Genomic DNA, 25108 nt, shown 5'->3' with positions numbered 1-25108 from the left:
CAAAATCGAAGCGCGAATACCAAACATGGCCATTCCCATATAGGAAATCCAGATGAGAAGACCGCGGGCGGTATAAACAAGGAAGCAAATTCGCCCGCTTGGGGCTGCCAGCCGCAGGCCGTCCTGCCATCGCGCCATCCTTTCGAGCCCGGAAGGACCGGCGTCCCGTGGATCAGAGAGTGACCGCACGCCATTCAACGGAGGGGACCGCGTCGTGCGATCCCCCCGATAGTCGGCCTCCAGCCATCAGGCGACAAGCAGCGTGGTGGCTCTATCGAGCGATACCGGACCGTCATTGAGCAGCAGGTCGATGGCCTCTTCTTCCCACTTCAGCGAAGCGATGTTGAGGGGCGCATTGTTCTGCAGCCGATGTTCGAGAACGAAACGTGCGAGCAGAAGGCGGCGCGCGTCGCCGCCTGTCGCTGCAGCGCGCAGTCCCTCTTCAGCCATAAGCACCATGGTGACCGCATGGTACAACTGACCGGCGGCGAGACGGCAGAACCGTTCGTTGTCCGGTTCGGCGGCGATTTCGGCCGCAAAGGCAAATGCCTGTCGCACGCTGTTTTCGAGGCGGGTCCGGAACTGGCCCGGAAGGCCTTCGGCGCGCTTGAGGCGGCTCTCGAGATCCTGTTGCAGGACAAGATGCGCCTGCTCCTTCTTGATCGATCGATGGATGGCATCGAGCGCGTTGATGTTGCTCGTGCCGTCCCACAGCACGCCGAGATGCGCGTCGCGAACGAGCTTTGCGTTTGGCCAATCCTCGATATAGCCGTTGCCGCCGCGAGCCTCCATCGATCCGGTCGCGACCGTCACATTGTCCCTGCAAGCGCGATACTTGCAGATCGGCGTCATGATCCGCAGAATCTTCTGTGCGTCCGGCTGGTCCTCATTGGCCGAGACCGATGCGGTAAACAGCAGCGCTGACAACGCCTGCTCGGTCGGCACCATGAGTTTCAGCAACTGCCGGCGCATCAGGGGATGGTCGATAACGCTCTTGCCGAAGGCGTTTCGGTTGCGGGTGGCAACCATTGCCTCATTGAGGCAGCGCCGCATCATGCCGGCGGCGCGTGCCAGGTGCGAGACCCGGCTCGAATTGACCATCTCCAGCATCTGCTTGAGCCCGCGATTGAGATCACCGAGCTGGTAGGCGACCGCACCCTCCAGCCGGACTTCACCGCTGGCCATCGACTTGCTGCCGAGCTTGTCCTTGATGCGGACAATCCGATAGGCGTTACGCGTGCCATCCGCGAGATGTTTGGGCATGGCGAACAGGCCAAGGCCCTTGCCGCCAGCCTGGGCCCCTTCGGGCCTTGCCAGCACCACGACCACGTCGCCGCTGACATTGGAACAGAACCATTTCTCGCCCCACAGCCGCCAGTTTTCGCCATCCCGGACGGCCGTCAGCTCGGCCGCGCCAACGTCGGAGCCGCCGGCCTTTTCGGTCATGAACTGTGCCGCACGGTAGAGCTGGTTCATATCCTGCGACAGCATGCGGTCGACGAAGCGGGCACGCACCTCGTCGCTTCCGTAGCGACGAATGAGTTCTGAAGAACTGCCGGCGATGTTGACCGGGCACATCAATCCGAATTCGGTCTGCGAGAAGATGTACTGGAAGACGTATTTGACGATCGGCGGAAGCTTCGCGGGCCAGCCCAGCACCCCCGGCCGATACGACATGGCATGGATGCCGTAGCGCGCGTAGGCGATTTCTTCCATGCGTTGATAGGCAGGGTGATACTCCACCGTTTCATCGTCGCGCCCGTATCGATCGCGCTGCCGCAGGACGGGCGGGTGCCGTTCGGAGGCGTCGGCCAGATCGTGGAGCTCGTTGCCGCACAGTTCACCGAGACTGTCGAGATGCGGACGGATGTGATCCAGCAGCGCGGCATCGATATATTGCAGCAGCAACACTTGCAGATTGTGATCGATGTCAAAGAAGTTGCTGCCCGCACAGTCCGGCGCAAGCTTCTTCGAGCGCTCGGCTGTGGCCTCGCGGCTGGCCAGCTGCTCTGACGGCATGGAGAAATTGGACGAAGGATGCTGATAGTTCATGTCGATATCTCTTTTCTGAATTCTCTTACTGCTGTTCGAATCCGACCTGCGCGAGAACGCTGCGCCAGTGAAGCGTCTCCGATGCCATGAACTCGGCCAGATAGGCCGGGGTGAGTGACTGGGCCGGAATAATGCCTTGCTGGTCCATGGCAGCCTTGATGGCGGGATCCTTGATGGCCTCCCGGAATGCCGCGTTGAGCGTGGCAATGACCTCGGGCGGCGTTCCCTTCGGAACGACAATTCCAAAGAAAACACTCACGTCAAAACCCTTGAGCCCAAGTTCGTTGAGCGTGGGAACGTCGGGAAGCAGCGGGGTGCGCTCAAGTGTCGTGACACCGATCGCGCGGATCGCCCCGGCCTTGATGTGCGGAGCGGACGAGTAGACGTCCGAGAAGCTGAGCGGGACCTGTCCGCCCAGCAGATCGGTCATGGCTGGCGCGGCACCGCGATACGGGACGTGCTGCAGATCGACGCCGGCTTCCGCATTGAAGAGAATTCCCGACAGATGCGTCGAGGCGCCAACACCCGAGGACGAATAGTTCAGCTTGTTGCCGGCCTTGGCATAGGCGATCAGCTCCTTGAGGTCCTTGACCGGCAATCCCGGACCTGCGGAAAGCACGTTCGGGAGTTTGCCGAGCATGATGACGGGATCGAAACTCTTGATCGGGTCGTAATTGAGTTTCTTGTAGAGACTGACATTGATGGCCAGAGGCCCTGACGTTCCGAACATCAAGGTATAGCCGTCGGCCGGCGAATTGGCGGTGTATTCGGCGCCGATATTGGCCCCGGCTCCGCCCTTGTTTTCAACCACCACTGTCTGTTTGAGCTGGACGCGCAGTCCTTCGGCGAGATTGCGGGCCAGCGCATCGGTGGGGCCGCCCGCAGCGAAGGGGACAATGAGTTTGACGGGGCGATCCGGATATTCGGCTCTCGCCGCCGAGCTACACGCCATTGCGAGGCTCGCAGCAACCATCGCCATGGCGAAGCCAGCCATCCTCGGTCGATTCATTCGATGTCCTCCCGGATTTTTTTGCTTTCTGGGAGTCAGTTGACCGCGGCGGACCGATAGCGTCCAATACTATTTCGTGTTGATCGATCCACAGAACATATCAATCCCCGGAGACGGCGATGGAACTGCGATTGCTGCGGTATTTTCTGGTTCTGGCCGAGGAACGCCATTTCCGGCGCGCCGCCCAGAGGCTGTCCATCTCTCAACCGCCTCTCAGTCTGGCCATCAGGCAGCTTGAGGAAAGCCTCGGCACCAAGCTCTTTCAACGCAACAGCCGCAATGTCGAGCTGACGGTTGCCGGGCGCGCACTTCAATCGGAGGCGACTTTTCTGCTCCGTCGCGTCGAGGAAGTTCGCGACTTCGTGCGAGCAGTCGACCATGAGAAAGGCGGCTTGTTGCGCGTCGGCTTTGGCGGCTCGACCCTTTATCGCGGCCTGCCTGCCATCATTCGATCGTTCCGACAGCTGCATCCCGGCATCGAGTTGCGGTTGCAGGAACTGAATACTGCTGAGCAGATTACCGCCCTCAAGCGCGACGAGATTGATTTCGGCTTTATCAACGGTCTCGAGACGCCCGATGGCCTTGACGGATTTCGCTTTTGCCGGGAGCCACTTCTTGCCTGTCTTCCCAGCGATCATCGCTACGCCACCAAACGATCCGTCCAACTCGAGAAATTGGCCGGCGAGGAGTTTATCCTGTTCGGTCGCTCGGCTTCGCCCGCCTATTTCAATTCCATTCTGGAGGCCTGTCAGTCTGCCGGCTTCTCGCCGACGGTCATTCATGAGGTGCGGCATTGGGTCAGCGTGATCTCGGCCGTCGCTCACGGTCTTGGCGTCGCCCTGGTTCCGCGCGCCATGATATCCGCGCATATTGCAGGTGTCGTTCTTCTTCCGCTGAAAGGCGGGAATGTTGTTTCGGAGACGCGATGTGTCTGGAAAGCCGACAGCGATCGATATGACGCCCAGACATCATTCGCGATGCTGGTACAGGAACGTGTCGCAATGAATGATGATGCAGCCGGGAGCGAAATCCGCGCATGATGAAGTCCGCGCAACGCGCCCGGCGTCAAGTGACTCCGGGAAACCGAAACGCATAGGCCAGGCGCCGCCGCCACCACGGCGTTAGCGCGACTTCGCAGACGGCGGCGCCGTCATGGGCGTGGATCATCGTGCCCTCGCCGCTCGCAATCGCCGCGTGCTTGGCCACATAGCCGTCGCGCCAGCGAAACAGCAGCACGTCGCCGGCGCTGAACTCATTCAACGCAATGGGCACCAGATGACGCAGCGCCGCCTGCGCCAGCGCTTCCTCGCCCCGCGCCTCGGCCCAGTCCGGGGCATAAGGCGGCGGCGCTTCCGGCTCGCTGCCGATGCAACTGCGCCAGACGCCGCGCACGAGGCCGAGGCAATCGCATCCCACGCCCTTGAGCGACGCCTGATGCTGATAGCGCGTGCCGATCCAGCTCCGCGCCTCGGCGACGAGGAAAGCGCGGGTGATGCGTGCAGTTGTCATTGCGATGAGCCCCGGGACGAAGCAATGCAGCGAAGGCTAGCTGCGGACGAGATCGCGGCCTTGTTGCTCGAGCCAGTCGCAGAACACGGCGATATGTGGATCGGTCCGTCGCGCTTCCGGCAGATAGGCGAAGTAGCTTCGCGCCGAGAGACTGATGTCCGGAAACGGCGTCATCAATCGCCCGGCCGCAAGATCATCGGCGACCAGCGCGGTCGGACCCATCGCCACCCCGAGCCCATCGATCGCTGCCTGTATGGTCAGGTAGAAATGATCGAAGGTCAGGGATGCCTCCGGGCGAAGGGCGGGCTCCCCAGCCTCGGTCAGCCAGTCGCGCCAAAGTCGTGCCATCGACGAGACATGAAGCAGCGTATGGCGCGACAGATCGCGGATGTCGGTCAGCGGCGCCCGATCCAGAATGGCCGGACTGCACACTGGCAGCCGCCGTTCCCCGAACAGGAAACGCGACGTGTAGCCGGGAAAGGTGTCCGGCCCTCCTCTGATCACGACGTCGAATGGCTCGGCCAGGGCGTCGATCGTCTCGTTCGACGTACTCAAGCGGACCTCGATGTCGGGATGCTCCGCACGAAACGCGCCCATGCGTCGTAACAGCCATCGCAGACTGAAGGTCGCCAGCGCGTTGACATGCAGCACGATGGACGGCGCATCATCCCGTCTGGTGCGATGCTGCTGCACGGCAGCCGAAATGCGATCGAGGGCCGGCCCGAATTCGGCCAGCAGTGCGGCGCCCGCAGGCGTCAGCACGACCCGCCGGACCGAGCGCCGAAACAGCGCCGGAGCACCCAACCAGTCTTCCAACAGGCGGATCTGCTGACTGACGGCGCCATGGGTCACGCTGAGTTCGACGGCCGCCTCCTTCAAACTGCCGAGACGGGCGGCGGCCTCGAAGGCGCGGACCGCATTCAGCGGCGGCAGGCTGCGGCGCGGGACAAAGGTGGACATGATTGAGAATTTCTAACCCATAACTTGAGTATTACTGATTTGTGACAGTCACAAGTCTCGTTCATGGTGACTTTTAGCAGCATTTTGCGCGTCCGATTCAAATCCGGCACGCCAATCTTCAGATTTTCTGTAACTGCTGCGCCAGCGCCGGAAGACCCATGACACAGCACGAGACCGCGACCTCCGCCACGTCGCCTCCTCCGAACCAGACACGCGCCGCGCGAACGCTTGCGCTCACCGGGCTCAATCACGCCCTGCATGACGGCTTCACCGACGTGATCTACGTGCTGCTGCCGATCTGGCAGGCCGAATTCGCACTGAGCTACAGCGTGCTCGCCATTTTGCGCGGGCTCTATTCCGGCACCATGGCGTGTCTGCAAATTCCGGCAGGCCATCTTGCGGAGCGCATCGACGCCAAAATCATTCTCTGTTGCGGCACAGCGCTGGCGGCACTGGGCTACGCGCTCGCGGGCCTCTCCGGCGGCATCGTCGGACTGTGCCTGGCGCTTGCGCTGGCAGGCGCAGGCTCAAGCACCCAACACCCTCTGGCATCCGCCGCCGTGTCGCGCGCCTATGGGCGCGCTGCGCGAAGGCCGCTTGGCGTCTACAATTTCACCGGCGATCTCGGAAAGGCGGCCATCCCGGCGCTCATGTCCCTGCTGCTTGTCAGCGTCGCCTGGCAACACGCCGTATTCGCTCTCGCTGTCGCGGGCATCGCCGTGTCCCTCGCCATGGCTGTGTGGATGCCGGCGGTCGGCAAAGGACATGCAATTGATGCGAAGGAACGATCCCGCCAGACGGGCCGAAATCGGGGCGGGTTTTATTGGCTGCTGGCGATCGGAATGCTCGATAGCGCCGTCAGAATGGGCTTCCTCGCCTTTCTGCCATTTCTACTGATTGCAAAGGGCGCGACGCTTCCCACCATCGGTTTTGCCCTGGCACTTGTTTTCATCGGCGGGGCCGCCGGCAAGTTTGCCTGCGGCTGGCTTGGCGACAAGATCGGCACCCGGCGCACCGTCCTCTTCACCGAGGGTGCTACGGCCGTTCTGATTGTCGGCGTTCTGGTTCTGCCGCTGGTCCCGGCCATCGTCCTTCTGCCGGCGCTGGGAGTGATGCTCAACGGCACGTCATCGGTGCTGTATGGAACGGTTCCCGAACTGACCCCGCCCCATCGCACCGAGCGTGCATTCGCTCTGTTCTATACGGGCACCATCGGCGCGGGCGCCGGTGCCCCCGTTCTCTATGGTTTTCTGGGCGATGCGTTCGGCCCCGCGACGGCCACGGCCGCGACCGCGATCACGGCGCTGGCGATCTGCCCGTTCGTGATCGCGCTCTCGCGGCATCTGAGCGACGACGTCGACGCCGGTGCGGCGTCGCATTCGTCCGGACAGCAGGCATGACGCTGCGGCTTTCGCATGGGTCATTTGCGCCGCGGTGCTCCAACCGAATGCCGCCAGCGAGATCATCGGCCTGTCGCCGGCAATGTCGATCAATTTTCAGCTCACCACCACATGAAGGTTCGCCAAATGGATACCGTCTCACAGGCGCCGCTCATTCTGATAACGGGTGGAAGTCGCGGCGTAGGCGCGGCGACTGCGCGGCTTGCTGCCGCACAAGGTTACGATGTCGCGATCAGCTTCGTCTCCAACGAGTCTGCCGCCCTTGCGGTGGCGGCTGACGTTGAAGCTGCCGGGCGTCAGGCTTTACCCGTGCGCGCAGATAGCGCGGATCCAGAGCAGGTCGCCCAGCTATTCGCCGAGATCGACCGTGTGTTCGGCCGGATCGATGTGCTGGTAAACAACGCCGCAATGCTTGCGCGGCAGTCCCGGATGGAAGATCTCGGATTCGAGCGGATGCAGCGCATCTTCGCCGTCAACGCGATTGGCCCTATCCTCTGTGCCCAGCAGGCCGTGAAGCGCATGTCGTATCGTCACAACGGGCGGGGCGGCGTCGTGATCAACATCTCATCGGCATCGGCCCGGCTCGGCAGTCCGAACGAATATGTCGACTACGCCGCGTCGAAGGGCGCTCTCGAGACATTCACCATCGGCTTGGCCAAGGAAGTCGCGCGGGATGGCATACGCGTCGCCTGCATTCGCCCCGGACACATCTATACCGACATGCACGCGAGCGGCGGAGAGCCCGGACGCGTGGATCGCGTCAAGGATTCGATCCCGATGGGCCGAGGCGGTCAACCTGAAGAAGTTGCGCGCGCGATCCTGTGGCTGGCAGGCGCCGAGGCGTCTTTCATCACCAACACCTTCCTCGATGTCACCGGCGGCAAGTGAGCAACAGGCTGCGCCGCCATAATCGTGTTCCAGCGCTTGAGATCACTCGACATGCGTTCACCGAATTGTGCGGCCGTCGATGTGTCGACTTCAAGATCCTTTGACTGCCGACATCAGCAACTTCTCAATGTTACGGATCGCTCCGTCGCTTCCAGCTCGGCAGCATTCGCGCAAGTGCGCTATGAGGCGTAAAAACCTCATGCACGACGACCGCTGCAACGTGAACCAGGAGCATGGCGTAAACAACCCACGCTGCCCAATCGTGAATAGCCTGTCCAAGTTTTGAAAGAGCATCGTCTTGGGGGACGATACGCGGCCAGGAAAACAGACCGAAGAACGGCAGTGAATAGCCGCCGGCTCCGGAAAACAGATAACCGGAGACGGGCATGACGATCATCAGGATATATAAGAGCAGATGCCCGCCGTGAGCGGCGGCGCGGGTCAAGGCCGTGCCGTGCGCAAGCTCCGTTGGCCCCGGAACCAGCAAGCGATAGGCAATCCGTGGAACGATGAGAAGAAGCGAAATCATGCCGAAGGACTTGTGCACCTCAAGCAAGGCTCGCCGGAGCGGTGTGCCCGGGATCAGGAACGACGCCCATAGACCGAGCAGGACGGCGACAATAATGATGATGGCCATGATCCAGTGGAAGGCGCGCTGCACATGATCGTAGACCTCTCCTGAGGACTTGTGAGCGGTTTCCAGTTGGGGAAACTCTGGAAATTCTGACATGGACCTAACCTAATCTTGAAGAGAGTTATTTGGATTTAAGTTAGGTTCGGCGCTACGCTGGGCGCAAACGCGAATAATTTGCCCATCGGTTGAGAGATTCTCATGCAGGTTCGCCTTCCGTCTCTGAACGCGATTCGCGCCTTCGAGGCTGTCGCCCGGCACCTGAGCTTCAAGAGCGCCGCAGCGGAATTGCATGTCACGCCATCTGCGATCAGTCATCAGATCCGGCTGCTGGAGACCGAGCTTGGAGTTGAGCTGTTCATACGGCGCGCGAATTCCATCAGCCTGACTGAGGCGGCAGAGCGCATGTTGCCGCAGTTGACTGCCGGATTTGATCTCATTCGGCGCACAGTTGCGCCAGAGACGATTTCAGAGCGAGAGCGGTTACTGCATGTCACCATGTTGCCGACTTTCGCGGCGCGCTGGTTTCTTCCCCGGATGCAGCGCCTTCATCATCAAAACCCCGCCTTCCGCATAAGTATTGATGCCTCTGCGGAAGTTGTGGATTTCCAGCAGTCGCGCTTCGACTGCGGGATCCGAAACGGTTGTGGCAACTGGCCCGGCCTGTTGGCTGACCGGCTGTTTGGTGAGCACCTGACTCCGGTTTGCAGCCCAAGGTTCTTGCGAGAGCGTCACAACGACTTTGCTGCACGCCCCATGCTGCACATCCAGACCCGGCCAGGAGATTGGCCGGTCTGGCTCGCCACCGCAGGACTGACGAAAAATAGTAGTAACGAGGATATTTGGCTCAGCTCTCGCAGCTTGGCTATTCAGGGGGCCATTGAAGGCCTCGGCTACGCATTGGCTGACCCTTCCTTCATTGCCGACGATTTAGCCAGCGGACGACTGAGTTCGCCATATCCGAAAGTGCATTCAGCGAGCACAGGAACGTATTATCTCGTTTACAGCGAGGATTCGTTGCGAAATCACGCGTTTCGGCAATTCCGCAACTGGTTGCTGCAAGAATCTGTCGCGTATACGGCACAGACGATCAATCGAAGAGAGGATGGCTCCTTGCGGCGTCATCCCCCACCCGTCCCCGGCGTCGGATAGCTCATGACGAAGTCATTGCCGGGGATATCGGGAAAGCCGCGGAAGTTGTCGGTATTGGCGAAACGGTCGCGGCAGGTCGCCAGAGTCTTGTCGCAGCCGGCGGTGACGGTGAACGTATCGCCGGCGGCAATCGGCTCGGCCATCGCCCGCCACAGCGACAGCCGCACGTGGCCCGGCGTGACGCGATGCTGCTTGACCTCCATGGCCAGCCCGGCATTGCCGCCGCTTGCCCATGTCAGACGCCCCGCGGTGAACAGATCATCCGCAAACGCATCGAGGCCGCTGGCCGAGAACATCGACACGCCCTCAAGCGCCGCCACCGCGCCGGTGCCACGCCAGCCGGCGAGATTGACCCGACAATGGCCGTCGCCGAGATCGGCGCCGCATTTCGCCGTATAGAGCCGGCCGCTTTCCTGCGATAGCAGGTCTGCGAGGCCGCGCAACTCGGCAATGAACGCCGTGCCCTCACGCTTCACTTCGCCGAGCGTGCCGCGCGCCGTCAGCAGGCGCAGCGCCACGTCGCTCCAGTCCACCAGCCAGGTCTCCACCTGGGCGGCGTCGTAACGCCCCGCCGCGAGATCGGCCTCGGTGAGGATTTCGTCGTCCAGCGCACCGGCGATATCGCCCCCATCGACCGACAGATCGAAGCGGCTCGAGGCCTCTGATGCGGCGAGCCCGGTGCCCGCGCGATAGGTGACGCCGTCAATGACGAGATCGCAATCGTGATCGGTGAAGCCCGCAACAACGCCATCGCGCCGCGTCAGCTTCCAGACCTGCGCCAGCGTGGTGACGCCGGAATCGAGCCTGGCCTGCAAGGTTGCCGGGATCGTCCTCATATCCTGATCTCCACCAGCGGAATTTTCGGGATCGCCCCGGCGGCAAAGGCCGACAGATCGACTTCGAGATAGTCGGTATCGAACCGCACCGGCACGTCGAACTGAAAGCCTGCGGTGATGGCTGCACCCACGGCCGGAAGATGCCCGCCGGCAAATGTCACGATGCCGGTGGTCGGGTCGCAGGTGAATGCACTGCTCGCCAGCTCGTTGCCGCCAACGGCAATCCGCACGCTGCCATCGACGGGCTTGGTGATCGGCCGCTGATAGGGCGCAAAATTGCTGCCATAGGTCTTCATCAATTGAAACGAAGCGGTCGCGCCGTCACCGACGCCGATGCCCTGATCATCAGGCGAGATCGCTTCGCCCGACATGCTCGACCACTGATCGAGCCTGTCGCGCCAGCGAAAGCCGTGCAGCCGTCCACGCCGCTCCTCGAAGAACGCCACCACGCTCTGCAGCGCCGCCAGTGTCCTGATGCCGTAGCCCGCGTCAAAGCGGCGCCGCGAATGCGCCCAGCGCGCATTGCGCGCCTCGCGCCCGGAGCCGAACGACACGATCTCCGTACGCCGCTCCGGCCCGCCCGCGCTCTTCAGCGCGATATCGAGGGGAAACAGGATGTCGTGAAAGGTTGTCATGAGACTCTTCCTTCACCCTCCCCTGGAGGGGGAGGGTCGACGATCAGCGCGCGAAGCGCGATGAGAGACGGGGTGGGGTAAAGCCACAAGTACCGTCGATGAACAGTCACCCCACCCCGTCACGCGCTGCGCACGTGACGACCCTCCCCCTCCAGGGGAGGGTAAGCAGATCGCACGCATTCATGGTTCGAGACGCCCGCTGAAAGAAGCGGGCTCCTCACCATGAGGTCCGCGAGCGCCTCACAGACTGCGCTGGCCGCGCGCCACCGCCCGCGCGATCTGGCCGGTGACATAGCTCTCCGACCGACGGAAGCCATCGAGATCCGGCGTCGCGATCTGCACGTTGATCGTGTTGCCACCGCCCTGAGCTGCGACGCCGAGGCTGCCGTCGGATGCACGTTGCAGCGGCATGATCGCTTCCGGTCCTGCCTCCCCGGCGAGACCCGTGCCGCCGCCCGGCATCGGGAAATAGCTGGGCGTCCCGATCACGCCGCCGGCGGCGAAGGCTTTCACACTATTGCTTGCGCTGGATTTGCCGCTACCGAACAGGCCGGACACCAGCGCCGAAATGCCGGATGTCATGGCGCCCGCGCCCGCCTGCAGCGCCGATTTCGTGGCGAGATCGGACATCTTCAGCGCCAGCGATTTCAGCACGTCGTCGAATTTCTGGCCGGACGCGACCGAGCTCGAAAATGCCTGGGTCATCACCTTCGAGAAGGTGGTGGCGGCCGATGTCAGACCGGCAGTCTTCGCCGTCATGCTGTCGAGCGCGCCGGATGCGGCGCTGAGGTCACTGGCGTCACTCATGCAAGGGCTCCCTGGAATCGGGAAACTGTTTCATCAGCTCGTCGAGTGCGCCGCGATCCATCGGCATCGACGCGGGCCCGCGCACCGCGGCGATGGCGCAAGCGAGTTCGCGCGGCGTCATCCGCCAGAACGCATCGGACGACAGCCTGAGCACGCCGAAGCCGAACTGCATCGCCTCGGCCCACGGAAATGGCGCGGGCGATGTCATCGCGCCGCCTGCCGCGCATCGGTGAAGGTGGCTGCTATCAGCTCGGCCGCAATGCCGACGAAGCCCGCCGCGCCGCCCGGCACCGTCATGGCCGCAACCTCGTCATCGCTGATCCCCTCGCCCGCCCCGCGCAGTCCGGCGCCGATGATGCGAATGAGATCGCGCGCCGACATCCGCCCGGAGCCGAAACGCTCCGCCAGAGCTGCGAGATCGTCGGCGCCGAACGCGCTTTCCAGCTCCGCCAATGCGCCGAGCGTCAGCACCAGCGTGCGGCTGCGGCCGCCGAGTTCGGCGGCGATCTCGCCGCGCAATCTGTTGGGCATGGTGATCTCCGTTCTTACCCTCCCCTGAAGGGGGAGGGTCGGTGAGCAGCGCGCGAAGCGCAATGCGAGACGGGGTGGGGTGAAGCCACAAGCACCGTCGGTCACACCGCGGCAAAGGTCAGCGCGCCGGCGGACTCGAGCGCGAGATCGAAGCTCACTTCGCCATTGTGTTCCCCTGCGAATTCGAGACTCGCGATCTGGAACAGGCCGGTGATGGTGCCGAAATCGGGCACCAGCACCTGGCAGTTATTGATGGTGCCGTCGAAGAACGCCTGCCGCACCAAGGCATCGGACGCGCCGTCCTTGAACAATCCGCGGCCGGAGATCGAGGCGCGGCGCACGCCCGCACCGGCCAGCAGCTCGCGCCAGCGATCGACGGACTCCGCATGGGTGATGTCGACGATCTCCGCATTGAAGGCGATGCGGCGGCTGCGCAATCCCGCCACCGTGACGAAGGTGGTGCCGTTATGGATCTTGATCAGCAGATCCTTGCCCTTCTGTGCGCCCATCGCGTGCTCCCTTCAATCCTCTGGTTCGGTGATGGCGCGAAACCGCACCACGGCGTGATAGGTCCGGCCATCGGCCTCGCGCCGGATATCGGCGATGGCGAAACGCAGATTGACCAGCCGGTGGCCGGCGGGCGTCAGCGGCGCGTCGTCCAGCGCCTGCAGCAGCGCGCCGGTGATGACATGCGCCTCCCTGTGGCCGCCCTGCCGCGACCAGGCATGCAGCGTGAGCTGATGCTCCTGCACCTGGCCGTCATCGGCGGAGACATCGACGATGCGGGCATCGCCGAGCGTGACATAGGGAAAGGCGGCATTGGCCGGCGGCTCGTCATGGACACGGTGACCGCCGAGTGCGGCACCGAGTGCGGTGTCGGCCTTGAGCGCCTCGAAGATCGCCGCGCGCAAGGCGACACTGGCACTGGCACTCACTTGGGCTGCGGGCATGGGATGATCCCTCTTTTTTACCCTCCCCTGAAGGGGGGTAAGATTCAGGTCAGTCGATGCGCCATGCGGCGTCGATCTCGATGAACCTGCGGTCGTCGATCTCGCGCAGCGCGGTGATGCGATAGATCTTCGCGCCGTCGAGGAAGCGATGCCGCAGGGTCAGCGCGACGCCGCTGCGCAGGACGATGCGCAGATGCACCAGCGCGCCGTCGGCATCGGCCTCGACCGCGCGCGTCATGCGCGCCGGCAGCACCGCGGCCCAGACCGTGGCGACGGCGCCGTAGCTGCGCGTGACGCCGCCCTGCCCGTCGTCACGTTCAACGGGCGCCTCGATCACCAGCCGTGTTTTCAACCGTCCGGGATCGATCATAGCGACAGCATCCGATACGGCGCGATCAGCGCCTGCAGACCTGCGGGCTGCGTCGCCGCGCCGCCGCTGGCCGGGGCCAGCCCGCGGTTGTCATACCAGTGCGCCAGCAGGATCTTCAGCGCATGGATCAGATCCGCCGGCACGTCGCCCGCCAATGCGCCGAAGCCGCAGACCGCATCGAGTTCGATACCGGCGACAGCGCGTCCCGGCACGGGCAAGGCCCAGCACGGCGCCGCGATGACATTCGCCGCGCGATCAACAACGAAACTCTCGACCTCCAGCGCATGGGCGACGCCACGCGCATCGAATATCCGCACTGCCAGCAGCGACGTGAGCGGGCCGATGCGCGGCGCGATGCGTCCATCCGCCGGCCAGGCATCCAGCACGAACCGCCAGGTCTGCGTCAGCAGCGCACGGCGCGTCAGCGCTTCCACATGCGCGCGGGCGGCGGCGATCAGCGCGGCGATGACGGCGTCGTCGTCGGTGTGCTCGACACGCAGAAATTGTCTGGCCTCGGCAAGCGACAGCGGCTCGCCGGCCGGCGGCAGCAGAGGAATGGCGGACATGGGGAACTCCGGGATGCTCGTGTGACCAATCGGTGCATTGACATCGCGGGGCCGTGCGGCTGACATCCCCGCCATGATTCAGACAGGTTCCCGCATGCCGCCGCGCGCCGGCGCAACGCCGCGCGCACGCGCGATCAGGCACTCGCGCGCCATTGCCCGCATTGCCGTTGCCCGCATTGCCATCGCCAGCAGCCTCATCGCGTCAATATCCGTCCCCGCCTCCGCCCTTGTCGGCGGCGCGGCGGTGCGCGATGACGAGATCGGCCGCGCGGTGATCACCATTGTCGGCTCGCGCGGCAATTTCTGTTCGGGCACGCTGATCGCGCCGACGCTGGTGCTGTCCGCGGCGCATTGCGTGACGCCCGGCGCCAGCTACAAGATCGTGCTCTATGACGCGCAGCGGCAGCCGCAATTGCTGGCGGTGAAACGGGTCGCCGATCATCCGCAGTTCAATGCGCAGGGCATCAAGGCGCATCGCGCCAGCGCCGATGTGGCGCTGCTGCAGCTCGCAGATCCCCTGCCCGGCAAGGCGGCGCTGCCGCTCGGCGTGCCCACCGAGCCCTTCGCCGCCGGGCAGAGCTACACCGTGGCCGGCATCGGCGTCGCCGTGCGCGGCGACGGCAAGAGCGGCGGCACCGTGCGCGCGGCGTCCCTGGTCTCCACCAGCCATCCCGGCAAGTTGCAGATCAGACTGGTCGATCCCGCGACCGAGAACACGCGCGACGGCCTCGGCGCCTGCACCGGCGACAGCGGCGGGCCGGTGCTGCAACAGCAGAACGGCCGCAACGTCGTGATCGGCGTGGTGTCGTGGTCCACCGGCGCGAAGAACGCCGCCGGCTGCGGCGGCCTCACCGGCGTGACGCCGCTGACGCTGTATCGCGACTGGATCCTGCAGACCGCGCGCGCCTGGGGCACGCCGCTCTGACGGCGGCGCTCCCGAGCGCAAGGCTGTGCCGGCAAAGCGCCGCGCCAGGCCGCCGTCGTTAAGATCCGTGAAAGGTTCTCCGCTATGCTCCGCGAATCATGGGGATGTCACAGATGCTGCGCCTGCTCACGCTCACCGTCGTCGCGATGGCCCTGACCGCGGGCGCGCAGGCCGCCGACATGGCCGGCCAGGGCCGCATCGGCCGGCTGTTCGACGAGCCGGTGGTGAAGAGCCGCCGCGTGGTGGTGGTCCGGGACGAAAGGCCGATCGAAGAGCCGATCGTGCACTATGCGCCGGAGGTCGATATTCCCTCCATCGTGCACGGCTATTACGGCAAGCCGAATTCCTATTATTACCACAACTATTACGGCACCAATTCCGAAACGATCTTCAGCCGCGCGCCCTATGGCTGCGGCTTCTACGGCTATTGCTGAGATCTGCGGCGCCGCGCGGAACACGCCTGCCGCGCTGCGGCATGTGCCCATTGTGACGATGCCTTCGACTGCGACATCGCGGCGCCGGCGTCTCTCATTCTTGTGAACTGCATTTTCGAAACGCCGCCCCAATTAAAGCGGTAGCTTTCACAGGGCAGTGCGGGAAGCCGGTTGTGCGAAAAGAAGAAAAGACCGAAGCCGAACTCGAGGAAATGATCGCCCAGCGCATCGTTGTCGGCGGCGTCTATGTCTCGGTTCGCAGGGATGCCGCGCTCGGCTGGCGGCCGATGGTGATCACCGCGCCGAAACACGCCACCTATGCGCAGCAGCTCGCCGACGAAGTCGCGGCCGAGCTGCGCAAGAAATTCGTGCTGAAGGATTGAACCTGCCTGCATCAGGGCGTCCGGGCGCATGCGGAAGCATGTCATGCGCCCGGATCGCCTAGTCTTTCTTCTCGGTCACATTGCTGATCGTCTTGACGCCATTGCTCTCGGTATAGGTCACTGTCACGCGCTCGCCGGCATGCAGCGACTCCGGCACGCTGCGCAGCCTGAATTTCTCCACCGCCCCCGGCGTATTCGCGCCAATGGTTTCGCCGGCCGGCGCCTGCTTGATCACCACTTCGCTGGTGGTGCGATCGAGAATGGTGACGACCCCCGTGAAGGTCTGGTCGGCAGCCCGGGCCGCCGATCCCGCAAAGGTCCCCATCGCGGCAATCACCGCCGCACACGCGACGCGTTCGGTCAGTCTCATTGTCGTTCTCCCAAAGCTGGCGTGAATGGAGGTAACGACAGCGGCGGGGCATGGTTCCGTGGCGTCGTCCGATTGTCACAACTGATTGTCACAACAGCCGGATGCGCGGGCCGCTGTGAGTCCCACCGCCCATCAGCGAGGTGATGCCCCACACCATGGCGTCGAGTCTGTCAGGCGAGCGCCCGCTCGATAGTCCCTCCACTCCGAAGTCGCACATCTCGTCTTCAAGATCGGGGAAGCAGCCGACATGCTTCACCTTGCCCTGCTCATAAAGCGCCGCCACCGGCTCGGCGCGCAGATATTTGCCGCGCGTGGCGTGCACTTCCTTCAGCGGCACCGTGTGATCGACCTCGCGCAGCACCGCGCGCACCATCTCGCCGCCCATATTCACTTCAGCGATGATGTTGTTGGCATTGAGCCGGCGATACAGCGCCACCGCCTTGCTGGCCCAGGCCGACGGCGACAGCCCCGCCGCCGAGGCATCTTCCAGCACATAGAACCAGCCGCTCTCGGCGCGGCCCACCGCGACAATGCCGCAGGCATCCGCGCCCTTGCGCGAGGTGCCCGGCGGATCGATCGCCACCACGATGCGTTGCAGCGGCGGCGGCTCCACCACGCGGCACGCCTCGATCAGCCCGCGCGACCACAGCGCATCCGGCCGATCCTCGATCAGCTCGCCATCCAGCTCCTGCCGCCCCATCCGCGTGCCGGCATAGCGGCCGACGACGGCATCGAGAAAGGTCGGCGACAGGTAATCCTTGTTCGCCTGCGTCGGCGCGCGCGTGACCCGCGTGCGCGGATCGGCGAGCAGGCGCTTGATGATCGGCAAAGGCCGCGGTGTCGTGGTGATCAACTGCCGCGGTCGCGCACCGAGCCGCAGTCCAAATTGCAGCGTGTCGAATGCCGCTTCGGCATAGCGCCACTTCGCAAGCTCGTCGCACCATGCCGCCTCGAATTGCGGGCCACGCAGGCTCTCGGGATTATCCGCAGAGAACACCTGCCCGACGGCCCCGTTCGGCCACTCCAGCCGCTTGCGTGTGGCAGTCCATGTCGGCCGCTCGGCGCGCGGGCCAACCCGCAGCAGTCCGGACTCGCCCTCCACCATCACTTCGCGGGCATCGTGCTCGGACTCGCCGATCAGTGCGACACGGCCATGGGGATGATCTGCATAAGGCGGCGTGCCGCGCACCAGCGCCCGCACCCATTCCGCGCCGGTGCGGGTCTTGCCCGCCCCTCGCCCGCCCAGCATCAGCCAGGTCGTCCATGGCGCGCCATTATTGCCGGCCTCACCATGCTCCTGATGGCGATGCGCAAAACACGCGAAATCATGGTGCAGGCGCAGTTGCGTCTGCAGGCCCAGCGTCGGCAGGAACGACTCCGTCAGCCCGGCTGCGGACAAACGCGTCAATGCGGCGCGCAAGCTCGTGACGGAATTCAGCGATGTCGGCGGGCAGATCGTCATCGGCAACGGCGCCCGTTTGGCCCGGCTCACGCAGCCGGCGCACCTTGAACAGGGTTTCGGTGAGCGTGGCCAGCGTCCGCGCCGTCCGCTCGGCCTCGATGCTGCGATGCGCGGGATTGCCGAATTCGTTGCGCAAGGCTTCGACCTTGCGCAATTCCTTCTCGACCGCCTGCTCCAACCTCGCAGCGATATTTGGTGACACGGCTGCCTCTTCAGCCGCTGGCATCATCGCCGGAGGATCGGACGACGCTTCGCCGGCTGCAGCACCCACCGCCTGATCGGCCAACAGGTTCAACCGGATCGCCGCGGGCAAACCGCGCGGCGGTCGATCCTTGCGCAGCTTCCAGCCATGGTCGCGCGCCAGCGTCCGAAGCGTCTTGCTGTGGATGCCGAAATCCGCCGCGATGGACGCCTGCGTCTCGTCGGTGTCCTCGTAGCGTTGGCGCATATTCTCGATGGCTTCGAGCGTGAAGCCGCGCGCGGGGCGTTGGGTGAAGGGGGATACGGACATTTAGCTACCGAATACTTTGGCGTTCTAACCAGTAATCCCGAACATCGATTGAGCGCGATCGTGTGGCGCTTCTCCCTTGCAAGCCTTCGCAGCAATCGTTGCGACCTGCCGATAGCTTCACGACCTGTGTACCTTCCAACAGCGAGACTATCATCCCACCCATTTGCAAGATCCGGCACCATCTAGACGGCCTCACAAATACAACTTGTAATAGATTTAGTGCAATTGCTATGCTGCTCTTTTGATTAGTTTAATTATGGGGCCGGCTATGACTTTAACGTGCGCAAGATTGATTGCAGCCGTCGCGATCTCTTTCAATTTTTCTGGTTGTGCCCGCGTTTCGGTTGATCGAGTCACCGATGATAACCAACGCGGCGTAAGATACTGGAGACCCGCTCCCTACCTATCGCTACAGCCCACCGTCGCCGGCAACTCAACAAGCTGCGAAGCGAAGCTAATAATGTTGCCAGACAAATCTGAAGAATACGCCATTACGATGGATGCAGGTTTCGGGACTGCTGAGGCTGACCCAACTCTCCAGGACGGCTGGAATTTGACAGGATTAACCGGAAAAGCCCATAGCAAGACAGCGGAAAATCTCACAGCCGTCGCTAGTCTAGTCAAATCAATCGCCCCGGGCGCCGGCGTCTTAGCGTTTAAGCCCGGAGCTGCTGCGGGTGGGACAAAGACCGTGATTCAAAACTGTTCAGGCTTTTATCGCCTCAAGTTCGACGAAAGCGGAAACGTCTCTGGTTTTAAACAAGTTCCGCTTCCCACGAGTATCGTCGTGGTCTCAACAACACCACCACCTAAGCCTGCCGACGCGGCAAAAGCGTGTGGCAAGCCCTCGCAGCCCCCATGCGCTCAGTAAGATAGGATGGCAAAATGATATTACTCGTAAAGGCCTTCGGAAGATTGTCCGAAACTTGGAAAGTAACCTTGTTTGTGACCGGGCTGATATTGATTCTTTTTGCTGGCTACCTCCTAACTATTGCGATGCCTGTTGCTTTGACGGCTGTGGCTTCGGGCCGCGGGATTACGCTTTCGATGCTAGAAATCGGATCAAACAAGACTTGTGAGCATGCTCACGAGATCTTGGCCAACAGTACCGCTAACAACGAAATCGCCTTATACAACAACTTGGTTGAGAAACTTCTGAAAAATAGCGAGAGCGCTCTCGCATACGGAAACTCTCAGACCGGAGATGCCTCTTTGCGGCTTGTTGACCGGAGCAAGACGGTTCTAGAGATGGCAAATCAAGCAAGAGTCGAGCAGGACGCAATTAGCAAGGGGCGAAGGGACGTGTTCGACGCAGTCAATCATGGCTGCCTTCAACGCGACCCCGGTTACCAAAAAGGACTGACGTGGGAGGTGACGTGGCTTGTATTAGGATCGATGTTCCTGCTGCTGGCTTTCGCTTATTGTGCGATTGTGAGAGTTTGTCGAGCCATCGAAGTTCAGGCAGCGAAACAATCTCCGACTTAGGAAACAGCTACTCAGATCAGAATTATTCGGTTTAAACTTATGAAGTAGGCATACGAAGCTTGATCCTCACCACCTCTGAGACAATCCCTGCCACATCAACCACTCTGCCGGTCGCGTCAAAATTTCATCTTCTAGAGTTCGATTTATATCATCACCCGCTTCGTCGTGTAGAACAGCACATAGGGCTTGGCGCTATAGGGATCGCGCAGCACGCGCGCGCCCTGGCGGTCCACGATCAGATAGCCCCTGCGGAAATCGCCGAAGGCGATGGCGAGCGCTCCTGCCGCGCCATCCGGCCTATCTGCGGCCCACGCCGCTCAGGTCAGATCAGCCTCACACAAGCTCTTTCTGGCAAACATGCTGCGCACAACCGTCGCCATCGCTCCCGCGCAGTGACGCGCTGATCAGAAGGAATGCCCGTCGTGCTGCGCCAGCTCGCCTTCGCCTGCATCGCTGCTGCCGTGACGCTGCCGGCGGCAGCCGCCGATCTCCCGGGCGCTCCGCGCTATGGAAGTGGTCAAGTGGCGGAGCCGGCGCCGCTTGTTGGCGGCGGGCGTTACCTTGCCGTCGAATCCCCGCCATTCGACAAGGTCACCACCTATTCGTCCCCGGTCGGAGCTCCCATTCAGGTTTACCGCTATTTCGGCCCGCCGCAGGTTTCCTATTACTACAGCCATTATGGTGTGCCGCCGGAGCTGCTTGTCGGCCGCCAGCAATTTGGCTGCAACTACCGCTATTGCTGAACCAGGCAATGGCGGGCGACGGCACATCGCCCGCGCCGTTCGCCCTTCAGCTCACCGCAAACTTCAGCAGCTTGATCGCATCGAAATCCTGCACCCCGCCGCCGACCCGCTTGGTGGTGTAGAACAGCACATAGGGCTTGGCGGAATACGGATCGCGCAGCACGCGCACGCCCTGGCGGTCCACGATCAGATAGCCCCTGCGGAAATCGCCGAAGGCGATGGACAGCGAGCCGGCGGCGATGTCCGGCATGTCCTCGGTATCGGCCAGCGGAAAGCCGATCAGGCTGGCGCGGCCTGAGGCGGTGGCCGGCGGCTGCCACAGATAGTGGCCGGTGGAGTCCTTGAACTTGCGGACGGTGGCCTGCGTCCGGCGGTTCATCACGAAACTCGCATTCTGGCGATAGCCGGCCTTCAGCGCATAGATCAGATCGACCAGGCTGTCGGAGGGGTTCGACGCGGCGAAGGCGCCGGCAACGCCCGTGGCGATGGTGCCGATATTGCCCCAGCTCCATGCGCTGTTCCCCACCGTCGTATAGCTGAGAAAGCCCTTCGGCTTGTTGACCCCGTCGCCGGAGACGAAGGCCATGCCTTCCTGCTCGGCAAAGACCTGATCGATCTCCCCGGCCAGCCAGTCGTCGAGATTGACGGCCGCATCGTCGAGCAGCGTCGCGGTCGCCGCCGGCATGGCGTAAAGCTCCATCGCAGGAAACGACAGCACATCGAATGTCGACGAATTGGTCTGCGGGCGCGCCGCCGTCTCGCCGACCCAGCCCGTTGCCGGCCCCGACGTCGTGAACGGCTTCCTGTAGAGGCCGCTGGAGATTCTGCGCACGCCTGCAATGCTGCGGATCGGCGAAATCATCGCGAGCCGTTCGCCGATCACACTGTCCAGTTCGACAGGCACCAGATAGCCGCCATCGGGGTTTGACCCGACCGACATCGCCTTGGTCTCGATCTGCCGCAGCCCCTCGCTCTCGCCGGATCGCACATAGGCATCGAAGGCCGACTTGTGCTCGGATGGTTGGGGGCGCGCGGCGCTGTCCGCAGCAAGTGCGGGCCCCGCGCCCTTCAGGGACAACTGATCGAGGCGGCGCTGATGCGCGTCGAGCGCCGCATCGATGCGCGCCACCTTCTCCTCGACAAGGACATCGCCGGATCGTTTCTCGATGCTGGCGAGGCGCGCGTCGTTCTCGGACTTGAAGTCCTCGAAGGTGCGCATCATCGCGTCATAGACGTCCTGCGCATCGCCGGATGGAATGCCGGCCTTGATTTCGGGCGCGCTCTGGTTGTGGTCGAAGGTCATCTGCTGCTCCAGGTAAGACACGGGTGAAGGAGCGGTACGGCGATGCCGTAACGCATTGTAAAAACTGAATTTTGGGTGGGGTTTGCCGCCGCGCCGGGTTGACCGCCCGGCCGCAATGTTCTTATTTTGTTCTCATGCCGTCAGAGGGCCAAAAGAGACGTTTCCCACCGCCGTGGCGGGTCGAGAGCGACAACGCCGAGAGCTTTCGCGTGGTCGATGCCAATGGCATCACGGTGGCGTGGGTCTACAGTCGCGACGACCTGCAGAAATACAGTTTCGGCCACGACAAGCTGACATCGGACGAAGCCCGGCGCATCGCCAAAGGCATCGCGCGGCTGCCGGAATTCCTGATGAAGCGGCATGGCTTCTATCCGCGTGGGACGGGCAGATATCGATGGCGGCCAGATCGCCCCTATCATGTCGCGCTCGAAGACAGCTATCTGCGCGAGAACTGGTTCGAGATCGACGAGATCTGCAAGCTGAACGGCATCCCCTTCAATCCCACCGGCGAGCGGATCGGCGGCAACGGCCGCTGGCGTGTCTTCGAATTCACCTGGCAGATGGATGCCATCCTGTTCTGGAATCACTTTCAGGCACGATGGCTGCGCGGCAGCGAATTCTACTTTCCGGACAAGCCCGCGGACCTGCCGCAACTGAAACTGCCGCCGGCCTATCGGTTCAGCAAACCGCGGCCGGAACGATGAGCAGACAGACATTCGATCGCGTTTGATTAAGGTGGGCCGATATCACATTGATTCCATCTACCCCCAGCCATAGACCTGCAGGACGCCATGCCATTAGAACAAAGTATCAGAGACACCGTACGCACGTACTGCACAAAGGATCTGCCAGGCGATATTCAATGGCATATTGATCAATTCTCGTTCATCGAAGATCCAGAACTTAGAAAGCGCCTAGGCCGCGCCTATTACTCAGCCAGATACATTTCCAAACTAATGGAAGCTCTCTTGGCAGATGGTGACGAGATTCACGCCTTCGTCAAATTTCAGATAATGCAATACGCTTCGATATACGAAGCGGTTATCTCGTATCTACTGTGGAGCCGCTATAAAGATCACCCCGAAGTAAAAGCTCTCCAGACACACAAAGCCTACAAACCCGTCTCCGCCTTAGGAAGCCAGACGTCAATGAAGTATGGCGATGAGGCGATCTTTCCTTGCGTCTATAGAGATGCAAAAACTCCAAAGAATAGCATTCCATTCAAGGATAAAGTTGATTGTGCCGTACGAATTGGATTCCTCGATGAAGCAATCTCAGGAGACATAAAACGTACTTACGAGTTACGAAACTTGGCTCACATTGAAACCGAAGCAGAAAAACAGATCGAGGTAGAGATAACCCAGTCGAGAGCGAGCTATTGGCGGCTCAAACCATTTCTTGAACGGATCGTTGCGACCATAAAGGAGGATGAAGCACGCTAGCCAACCTTCTGTTCGAGCGCAGCGTCAGTAATATTGAAATGCATCGATCGATCATCCGGGTAGAGACATGGCGAAGCCGCACGCACGACGACGTCGCGGCCGGTCGCAGGTCCTGAGCGATCAGCTCCTGGCCGACGGAACGGCCGAGCCGCGACATCAAATTTGATCTGGCGCATTGAACCCGTTAGCCTGAAGGGCGTTTATGGTTCGGTATTTCGGTAGAGTGACAGCACGGAGCTGACGCGATGAGACATGCGCGACCACCGATGACGACATACGAGAAGTTCCTGCAACAGGCGCAGCAGGAAATGATCGCCTTCGAACAGCGCGAGTGCGAATTCCGCAAACAGGATCGCGACGAGCGCGCCGCGCGGCTGCACCTGCCGATCGATCGCGCCGAGCTGCACTAGAGCGTTGTCGCGCGAGGCGGATACCGGTTCGCGTCAGGACAACGCGTCAACATAGGAAGCTAGAGCCGTTCGCGCGTTGCCCCGCGCAACGCAGCGGCGCAGCCGATTTTGCCCAGCGCCATTTTGCGGCCGGCGCGCGAGCGCAGCGAACAGGCCTGCATAGGCCCGCCCGCCTTGCTCCCGCGCCGCGCCACCGGCGCCGGTGCATCCGCGGCGCGGGTGATCCCCGTGAGATTTTGGCTTGCGAGACTGGTCCAGTCGCGCTCCGCCTGGGCGCGCAGCTGCGACATCGGCGCCTGCTTCACGGCGCTGACACGCGCGCCGTGCAAAAGCGGGAATGTGACGATGGAGACCTCCCAGAGATCGACCTGATAGAGCCGGCGAATGCGCGTCCTCGGCTCGATCTGGCCGCGCCGGGTGCGATAGCCGATGGACAGCCCGTCCACCGCGCCGGCCTGCAGCAGCGCCAGCAATTCGCGCGCGCGTTTCACGTCGGGGATCAGGCGGCCCCGCGCCCACAGCCCGCGCAGGTCCTCGCGCAGCTCCAGCCAGACACCCACGGGCTCCGATGGATCGTGCTGGAACAGCATCGGGATCTTTCTGATGCCCCGCTGCTTCAGCGTCTGCGTGAAGGCGCCGGGCATCACCATGTCGCGCGCCTGGTCGATCTCGCCGAACAGGCTGGCATAGCCCTCGATCACGCCGTCGGGCGTGAGCGCCACGCGCGCGGGGGATGGCCAAGGGGATAACGATGGCGACGGGAATGGCGACGGGGCATGCATCGGCGGCCTCGCAACATGCGGGGGAAGAAGCGACAATCGATGTCAGGAATGTCCCCTCCCTCCCGCAGCTACGCCGCGGCATGAGCGAGGAGGACAGGAAAACGGCGAACTACACTTTCGCGCGCCGCGCCGGCTTGCGTCTCGCTGCAGGCCTGGCGCGCGGCTTCGCTGCCTGCGCCTTGCGCTGCAGGTGATCGAGATGGGCCAGAAATTCGCGGAAGACGCTGAGATGATCCTTGCCCGATTTGGTCTCCGGGCGGATCGAACGCATCACGTCGTGCAGACTGTCCATGGATGATCCCTCTTCAGGTGTCGTCGGTCTCGTCGCGCATGCGGTGGCGGCGATGCGCACGGCGGTTGAAGCGCGCGAGCTGCCGCACGAATTCATCGAAGCGGCGCGAGGCGCCGGCGAGTTCGCGCAGCGCGAACAAGGCCGCGGCGCTGGCGACGCTCGCCCACAGGAACAGCGCGAGATGCGCGAGGTCGCCGCGCTCGGTGAAAATGCGGATCAGGTCATCCATGGCGATTGTACTTCCATCTTGCGCCCCGCTGCCGCGTTCGC

34 protein-coding genes and 2 pseudogenes are annotated in these 25108 nt (G+C 62.7%); 14 read left to right on the top strand and 22 right to left on the bottom strand.

What is annotated here, in order from left to right:
• Positions 1 to 246: 246 nt before the first annotated feature.
• A complete protein-coding gene (locus ACEK02_RS04195; protein ID WP_371420538.1) occupies positions 247 to 2052 on the bottom strand; it encodes an acyl-CoA dehydrogenase family protein in 1806 nt (601 codons plus the stop codon).
• Between the two features lie 25 nt (positions 2053 to 2077).
• Positions 2078 to 3061, bottom strand: coding sequence for a Bug family tripartite tricarboxylate transporter substrate binding protein (locus ACEK02_RS04190; protein WP_371420537.1), 984 nt, complete (start codon positions 3059 to 3061; stop codon positions 2078 to 2080).
• 119 nt (positions 3062 to 3180) lie between these two features.
• Here ACEK02_RS04190 and ACEK02_RS04185 point away from each other — a divergent pair.
• Positions 3181 to 3306: pseudogene (locus ACEK02_RS04185) on the top strand (LysR family transcriptional regulator); the annotation flags it as partial.
• Positions 3307 to 3453: 147 nt separating this feature from the next.
• A complete protein-coding gene (locus tag ACEK02_RS04180) occupies positions 3454 to 4101 on the top strand; it encodes a LysR substrate-binding domain-containing protein (RefSeq protein ID WP_371420579.1) in 648 nt (215 codons plus the stop codon).
• Positions 4102 to 4126: 25 nt separating this feature from the next.
• On the opposite strand, the gene ACEK02_RS04175 is transcribed toward ACEK02_RS04180, so the two are convergent.
• Entirely contained in the window at positions 4127 to 4570 is a 444-nt protein-coding gene (locus ACEK02_RS04175; RefSeq protein ID WP_371420536.1) for an NlpC/P60 family protein, read from the bottom strand.
• A 36-nt stretch (positions 4571 to 4606) separates the two neighbouring features.
• Positions 4607 to 5530, bottom strand: a complete 924-nt coding sequence (locus ACEK02_RS04170; RefSeq protein ID WP_371420535.1) for a LysR substrate-binding domain-containing protein — start codon at positions 5528 to 5530, stop codon at positions 4607 to 4609.
• Between the two features lie 158 nt (positions 5531 to 5688).
• Here ACEK02_RS04170 and ACEK02_RS04165 point away from each other — a divergent pair, with 158 nt between their 5' ends.
• On the top strand, positions 5689 to 6930 hold the full coding sequence (locus tag ACEK02_RS04165; RefSeq protein ID WP_371420534.1) for an MFS transporter: 1242 nt from the start codon (positions 5689 to 5691) through the stop codon (positions 6928 to 6930).
• 126 nt (positions 6931 to 7056) lie between these two features.
• The gene (locus tag ACEK02_RS04160; protein WP_371420533.1) at positions 7057 to 7818 is read left to right on the top strand and encodes an SDR family oxidoreductase; all 762 of its coding nucleotides are present in this window, start codon (positions 7057 to 7059) and stop codon (positions 7816 to 7818) included.
• A gap of 130 nt (positions 7819 to 7948) precedes the next feature.
• On the opposite strand, the gene ACEK02_RS04155 is transcribed toward ACEK02_RS04160, so the two are convergent.
• Positions 7949 to 8548, bottom strand: a complete 600-nt coding sequence (locus tag ACEK02_RS04155; RefSeq protein ID WP_371420532.1) for a cytochrome b — start codon at positions 8546 to 8548, stop codon at positions 7949 to 7951.
• A gap of 102 nt (positions 8549 to 8650) precedes the next feature.
• Between ACEK02_RS04155 and ACEK02_RS04150 the strand changes: the two genes are divergently transcribed.
• Positions 8651 to 9601 carry a LysR substrate-binding domain-containing protein gene (locus ACEK02_RS04150; protein ID WP_371420531.1) on the top strand — a complete coding sequence of 317 codons (951 nt, stop codon included), beginning with the start codon at positions 8651 to 8653 and terminating at the stop codon, positions 9599 to 9601.
• Here the strand turns inward: ACEK02_RS04150 and ACEK02_RS04145 are convergent.
• From ACEK02_RS04145 to ACEK02_RS04105, 9 genes are all read right to left on the bottom strand, one after another.
• A complete protein-coding gene (locus ACEK02_RS04145; RefSeq protein ID WP_371420530.1) occupies positions 9571 to 10437 on the bottom strand; it encodes a DUF2163 domain-containing protein in 867 nt (288 codons plus the stop codon). The genes ACEK02_RS04150 and ACEK02_RS04145 overlap by 31 nt on opposite strands.
• Complete coding sequence (locus tag ACEK02_RS04140) at positions 10434 to 11072, bottom strand: TIGR02217 family protein (RefSeq protein WP_371420529.1); 639 nt, start codon at positions 11070 to 11072, stop codon at positions 10434 to 10436. The genes ACEK02_RS04145 and ACEK02_RS04140 overlap by 4 nt, the downstream gene beginning before the upstream one ends.
• A 240-nt stretch (positions 11073 to 11312) precedes the next feature.
• On the bottom strand, positions 11313 to 11879 hold the full coding sequence (locus tag ACEK02_RS04135; protein ID WP_371420528.1) for a phage tail tape measure protein: 567 nt from the start codon (positions 11877 to 11879) through the stop codon (positions 11313 to 11315).
• On the bottom strand, positions 11872 to 12087 hold the full coding sequence (locus ACEK02_RS04130; protein ID WP_371420527.1) for a rcc01693 family protein: 216 nt from the start codon (positions 12085 to 12087) through the stop codon (positions 11872 to 11874). The genes ACEK02_RS04135 and ACEK02_RS04130 overlap by 8 nt, the downstream gene beginning before the upstream one ends.
• Entirely contained in the window at positions 12084 to 12410 is a 327-nt protein-coding gene (locus ACEK02_RS04125; protein WP_371420526.1) for a gene transfer agent family protein, read from the bottom strand. The genes ACEK02_RS04130 and ACEK02_RS04125 overlap by 4 nt, the downstream gene beginning before the upstream one ends.
• Positions 12411 to 12511: 101 nt before the next feature.
• A complete protein-coding gene (locus ACEK02_RS04120) occupies positions 12512 to 12919 on the bottom strand; it encodes a phage major tail protein, TP901-1 family (protein ID WP_089267052.1) in 408 nt (135 codons plus the stop codon).
• A 12-nt stretch (positions 12920 to 12931) separates the two neighbouring features.
• Positions 12932 to 13360 (bottom strand): DUF3168 domain-containing protein, encoded by a 429-nt coding sequence (locus tag ACEK02_RS04115; RefSeq protein WP_371420525.1) that lies wholly within the window; start codon positions 13358 to 13360, stop codon positions 12932 to 12934.
• 49 nt (positions 13361 to 13409) lie between these two features.
• Positions 13410 to 13730, bottom strand: coding sequence for a head-tail adaptor protein (locus ACEK02_RS04110; RefSeq protein ID WP_371420524.1), 321 nt, complete (start codon positions 13728 to 13730; stop codon positions 13410 to 13412).
• Positions 13727 to 14296 carry a head-tail connector protein gene (locus ACEK02_RS04105; protein WP_371420523.1) on the bottom strand — a complete coding sequence of 190 codons (570 nt, stop codon included), beginning with the start codon at positions 14294 to 14296 and terminating at the stop codon, positions 13727 to 13729. The genes ACEK02_RS04110 and ACEK02_RS04105 overlap by 4 nt, the downstream gene beginning before the upstream one ends.
• 151 nt (positions 14297 to 14447) lie before the next feature.
• Between ACEK02_RS04105 and ACEK02_RS04100 the strand changes: the two genes are divergently transcribed.
• From ACEK02_RS04100 to ACEK02_RS04090, 3 genes are all read left to right on the top strand, one after another.
• Positions 14448 to 15221: a trypsin-like serine protease gene (locus ACEK02_RS04100; protein WP_371420578.1), complete on the top strand. Its 774-nt coding sequence runs from the start codon at positions 14448 to 14450 to the stop codon at positions 15219 to 15221.
• A gap of 113 nt (positions 15222 to 15334) precedes the next feature.
• The gene (locus ACEK02_RS04095) at positions 15335 to 15655 is read left to right on the top strand and encodes a hypothetical protein (protein ID WP_371420522.1); all 321 of its coding nucleotides are present in this window, start codon (positions 15335 to 15337) and stop codon (positions 15653 to 15655) included.
• A 173-nt stretch (positions 15656 to 15828) separates the two neighbouring features.
• On the top strand, positions 15829 to 16038 hold the full coding sequence (locus ACEK02_RS04090; protein WP_371420521.1) for a hypothetical protein: 210 nt from the start codon (positions 15829 to 15831) through the stop codon (positions 16036 to 16038).
• Positions 16039 to 16096: 58 nt separating this feature from the next.
• On the opposite strand, the gene ACEK02_RS04085 is transcribed toward ACEK02_RS04090, so the two are convergent.
• The 3 genes from ACEK02_RS04085 to ACEK02_RS04075 form a co-directional block, all read right to left on the bottom strand.
• Positions 16097 to 16408 carry a hypothetical protein gene (locus ACEK02_RS04085; RefSeq protein WP_371420520.1) on the bottom strand — a complete coding sequence of 104 codons (312 nt, stop codon included), beginning with the start codon at positions 16406 to 16408 and terminating at the stop codon, positions 16097 to 16099.
• 88 nt (positions 16409 to 16496) lie between these two features.
• On the bottom strand, positions 16497 to 17657 hold the full coding sequence (locus ACEK02_RS04080; RefSeq protein ID WP_371420577.1) for a DNA-packaging protein: 1161 nt from the start codon (positions 17655 to 17657) through the stop codon (positions 16497 to 16499).
• Positions 17658 to 17733: 76 nt separating this feature from the next.
• Positions 17734 to 18381: a hypothetical protein gene (locus ACEK02_RS04075; RefSeq protein WP_371420519.1), complete on the bottom strand. Its 648-nt coding sequence runs from the start codon at positions 18379 to 18381 to the stop codon at positions 17734 to 17736.
• Positions 18382 to 18841: 460 nt separating this feature from the next.
• Between ACEK02_RS04075 and ACEK02_RS04070 the strand changes: the two genes are divergently transcribed.
• Together ACEK02_RS04070 and ACEK02_RS04065 are read left to right on the top strand one after the other, a co-directional pair.
• Positions 18842 to 19252 (top strand): hypothetical protein, encoded by a 411-nt coding sequence (locus ACEK02_RS04070; protein WP_371420518.1) that lies wholly within the window; start codon positions 18842 to 18844, stop codon positions 19250 to 19252.
• 14 nt (positions 19253 to 19266) lie between these two features.
• Positions 19267 to 19866, top strand: coding sequence for a hypothetical protein (locus ACEK02_RS04065; RefSeq protein ID WP_371420517.1), 600 nt, complete (start codon positions 19267 to 19269; stop codon positions 19864 to 19866).
• A gap of 143 nt (positions 19867 to 20009) precedes the next feature.
• Here the strand turns inward: ACEK02_RS04065 and ACEK02_RS04060 are convergent.
• Positions 20010 to 20174, bottom strand: a pseudogene (locus tag ACEK02_RS04060) (phage major capsid protein); the annotation flags it as partial.
• 105 nt (positions 20175 to 20279) lie between these two features.
• Here ACEK02_RS04060 and ACEK02_RS04055 point away from each other — a divergent pair.
• Positions 20280 to 20609: a hypothetical protein gene (locus tag ACEK02_RS04055; RefSeq protein ID WP_371420516.1), complete on the top strand. Its 330-nt coding sequence runs from the start codon at positions 20280 to 20282 to the stop codon at positions 20607 to 20609.
• Between the two features lie 46 nt (positions 20610 to 20655).
• Here the strand turns inward: ACEK02_RS04055 and ACEK02_RS04050 are convergent, their stop codons facing one another.
• Positions 20656 to 21912 carry a phage major capsid protein gene (locus tag ACEK02_RS04050; RefSeq protein WP_371420515.1) on the bottom strand — a complete coding sequence of 419 codons (1257 nt, stop codon included), beginning with the start codon at positions 21910 to 21912 and terminating at the stop codon, positions 20656 to 20658.
• A gap of 209 nt (positions 21913 to 22121) precedes the next feature.
• Here ACEK02_RS04050 and ACEK02_RS04045 point away from each other — a divergent pair, with 209 nt between their 5' ends.
• From ACEK02_RS04045 to ACEK02_RS04035, 3 genes are all read left to right on the top strand, one after another.
• Positions 22122 to 22616 (top strand): hypothetical protein, encoded by a 495-nt coding sequence (locus ACEK02_RS04045; protein WP_371420514.1) that lies wholly within the window; start codon positions 22122 to 22124, stop codon positions 22614 to 22616.
• Between the two features lie 87 nt (positions 22617 to 22703).
• Complete coding sequence (locus tag ACEK02_RS04040) at positions 22704 to 23354, top strand: hypothetical protein (protein ID WP_371420513.1); 651 nt, start codon at positions 22704 to 22706, stop codon at positions 23352 to 23354.
• A 245-nt stretch (positions 23355 to 23599) separates the two neighbouring features.
• A complete protein-coding gene (locus tag ACEK02_RS04035) occupies positions 23600 to 23764 on the top strand; it encodes a hypothetical protein (RefSeq protein WP_371420512.1) in 165 nt (54 codons plus the stop codon).
• A gap of 59 nt (positions 23765 to 23823) precedes the next feature.
• Here the strand turns inward: ACEK02_RS04035 and ACEK02_RS04030 are convergent, their stop codons facing one another.
• The 3 genes from ACEK02_RS04030 to ACEK02_RS04020 form a co-directional block, all read right to left on the bottom strand.
• Positions 23824 to 24546: an HK97 family phage prohead protease gene (locus tag ACEK02_RS04030; RefSeq protein WP_371420511.1), complete on the bottom strand. Its 723-nt coding sequence runs from the start codon at positions 24544 to 24546 to the stop codon at positions 23824 to 23826.
• Between the two features lie 109 nt (positions 24547 to 24655).
• Complete coding sequence (locus ACEK02_RS04025; protein WP_371420510.1) at positions 24656 to 24838, bottom strand: hypothetical protein; 183 nt, start codon at positions 24836 to 24838, stop codon at positions 24656 to 24658.
• A gap of 13 nt (positions 24839 to 24851) precedes the next feature.
• Positions 24852 to 25067, bottom strand: coding sequence for a hypothetical protein (locus ACEK02_RS04020; RefSeq protein ID WP_371420509.1), 216 nt, complete (start codon positions 25065 to 25067; stop codon positions 24852 to 24854).
• Between the last annotated feature and the right edge of the window lie 41 nt (positions 25068 to 25108).

This window comes from Tardiphaga sp. (assembly GCF_041424195.1).
Classification (GTDB): Bacteria; Pseudomonadota; Alphaproteobacteria; order Rhizobiales; family Xanthobacteraceae; genus Tardiphaga.
Note: the sequence above shows the minus strand (reverse complement) of the source record. Positions and strands in the feature narration are given on the sequence as shown.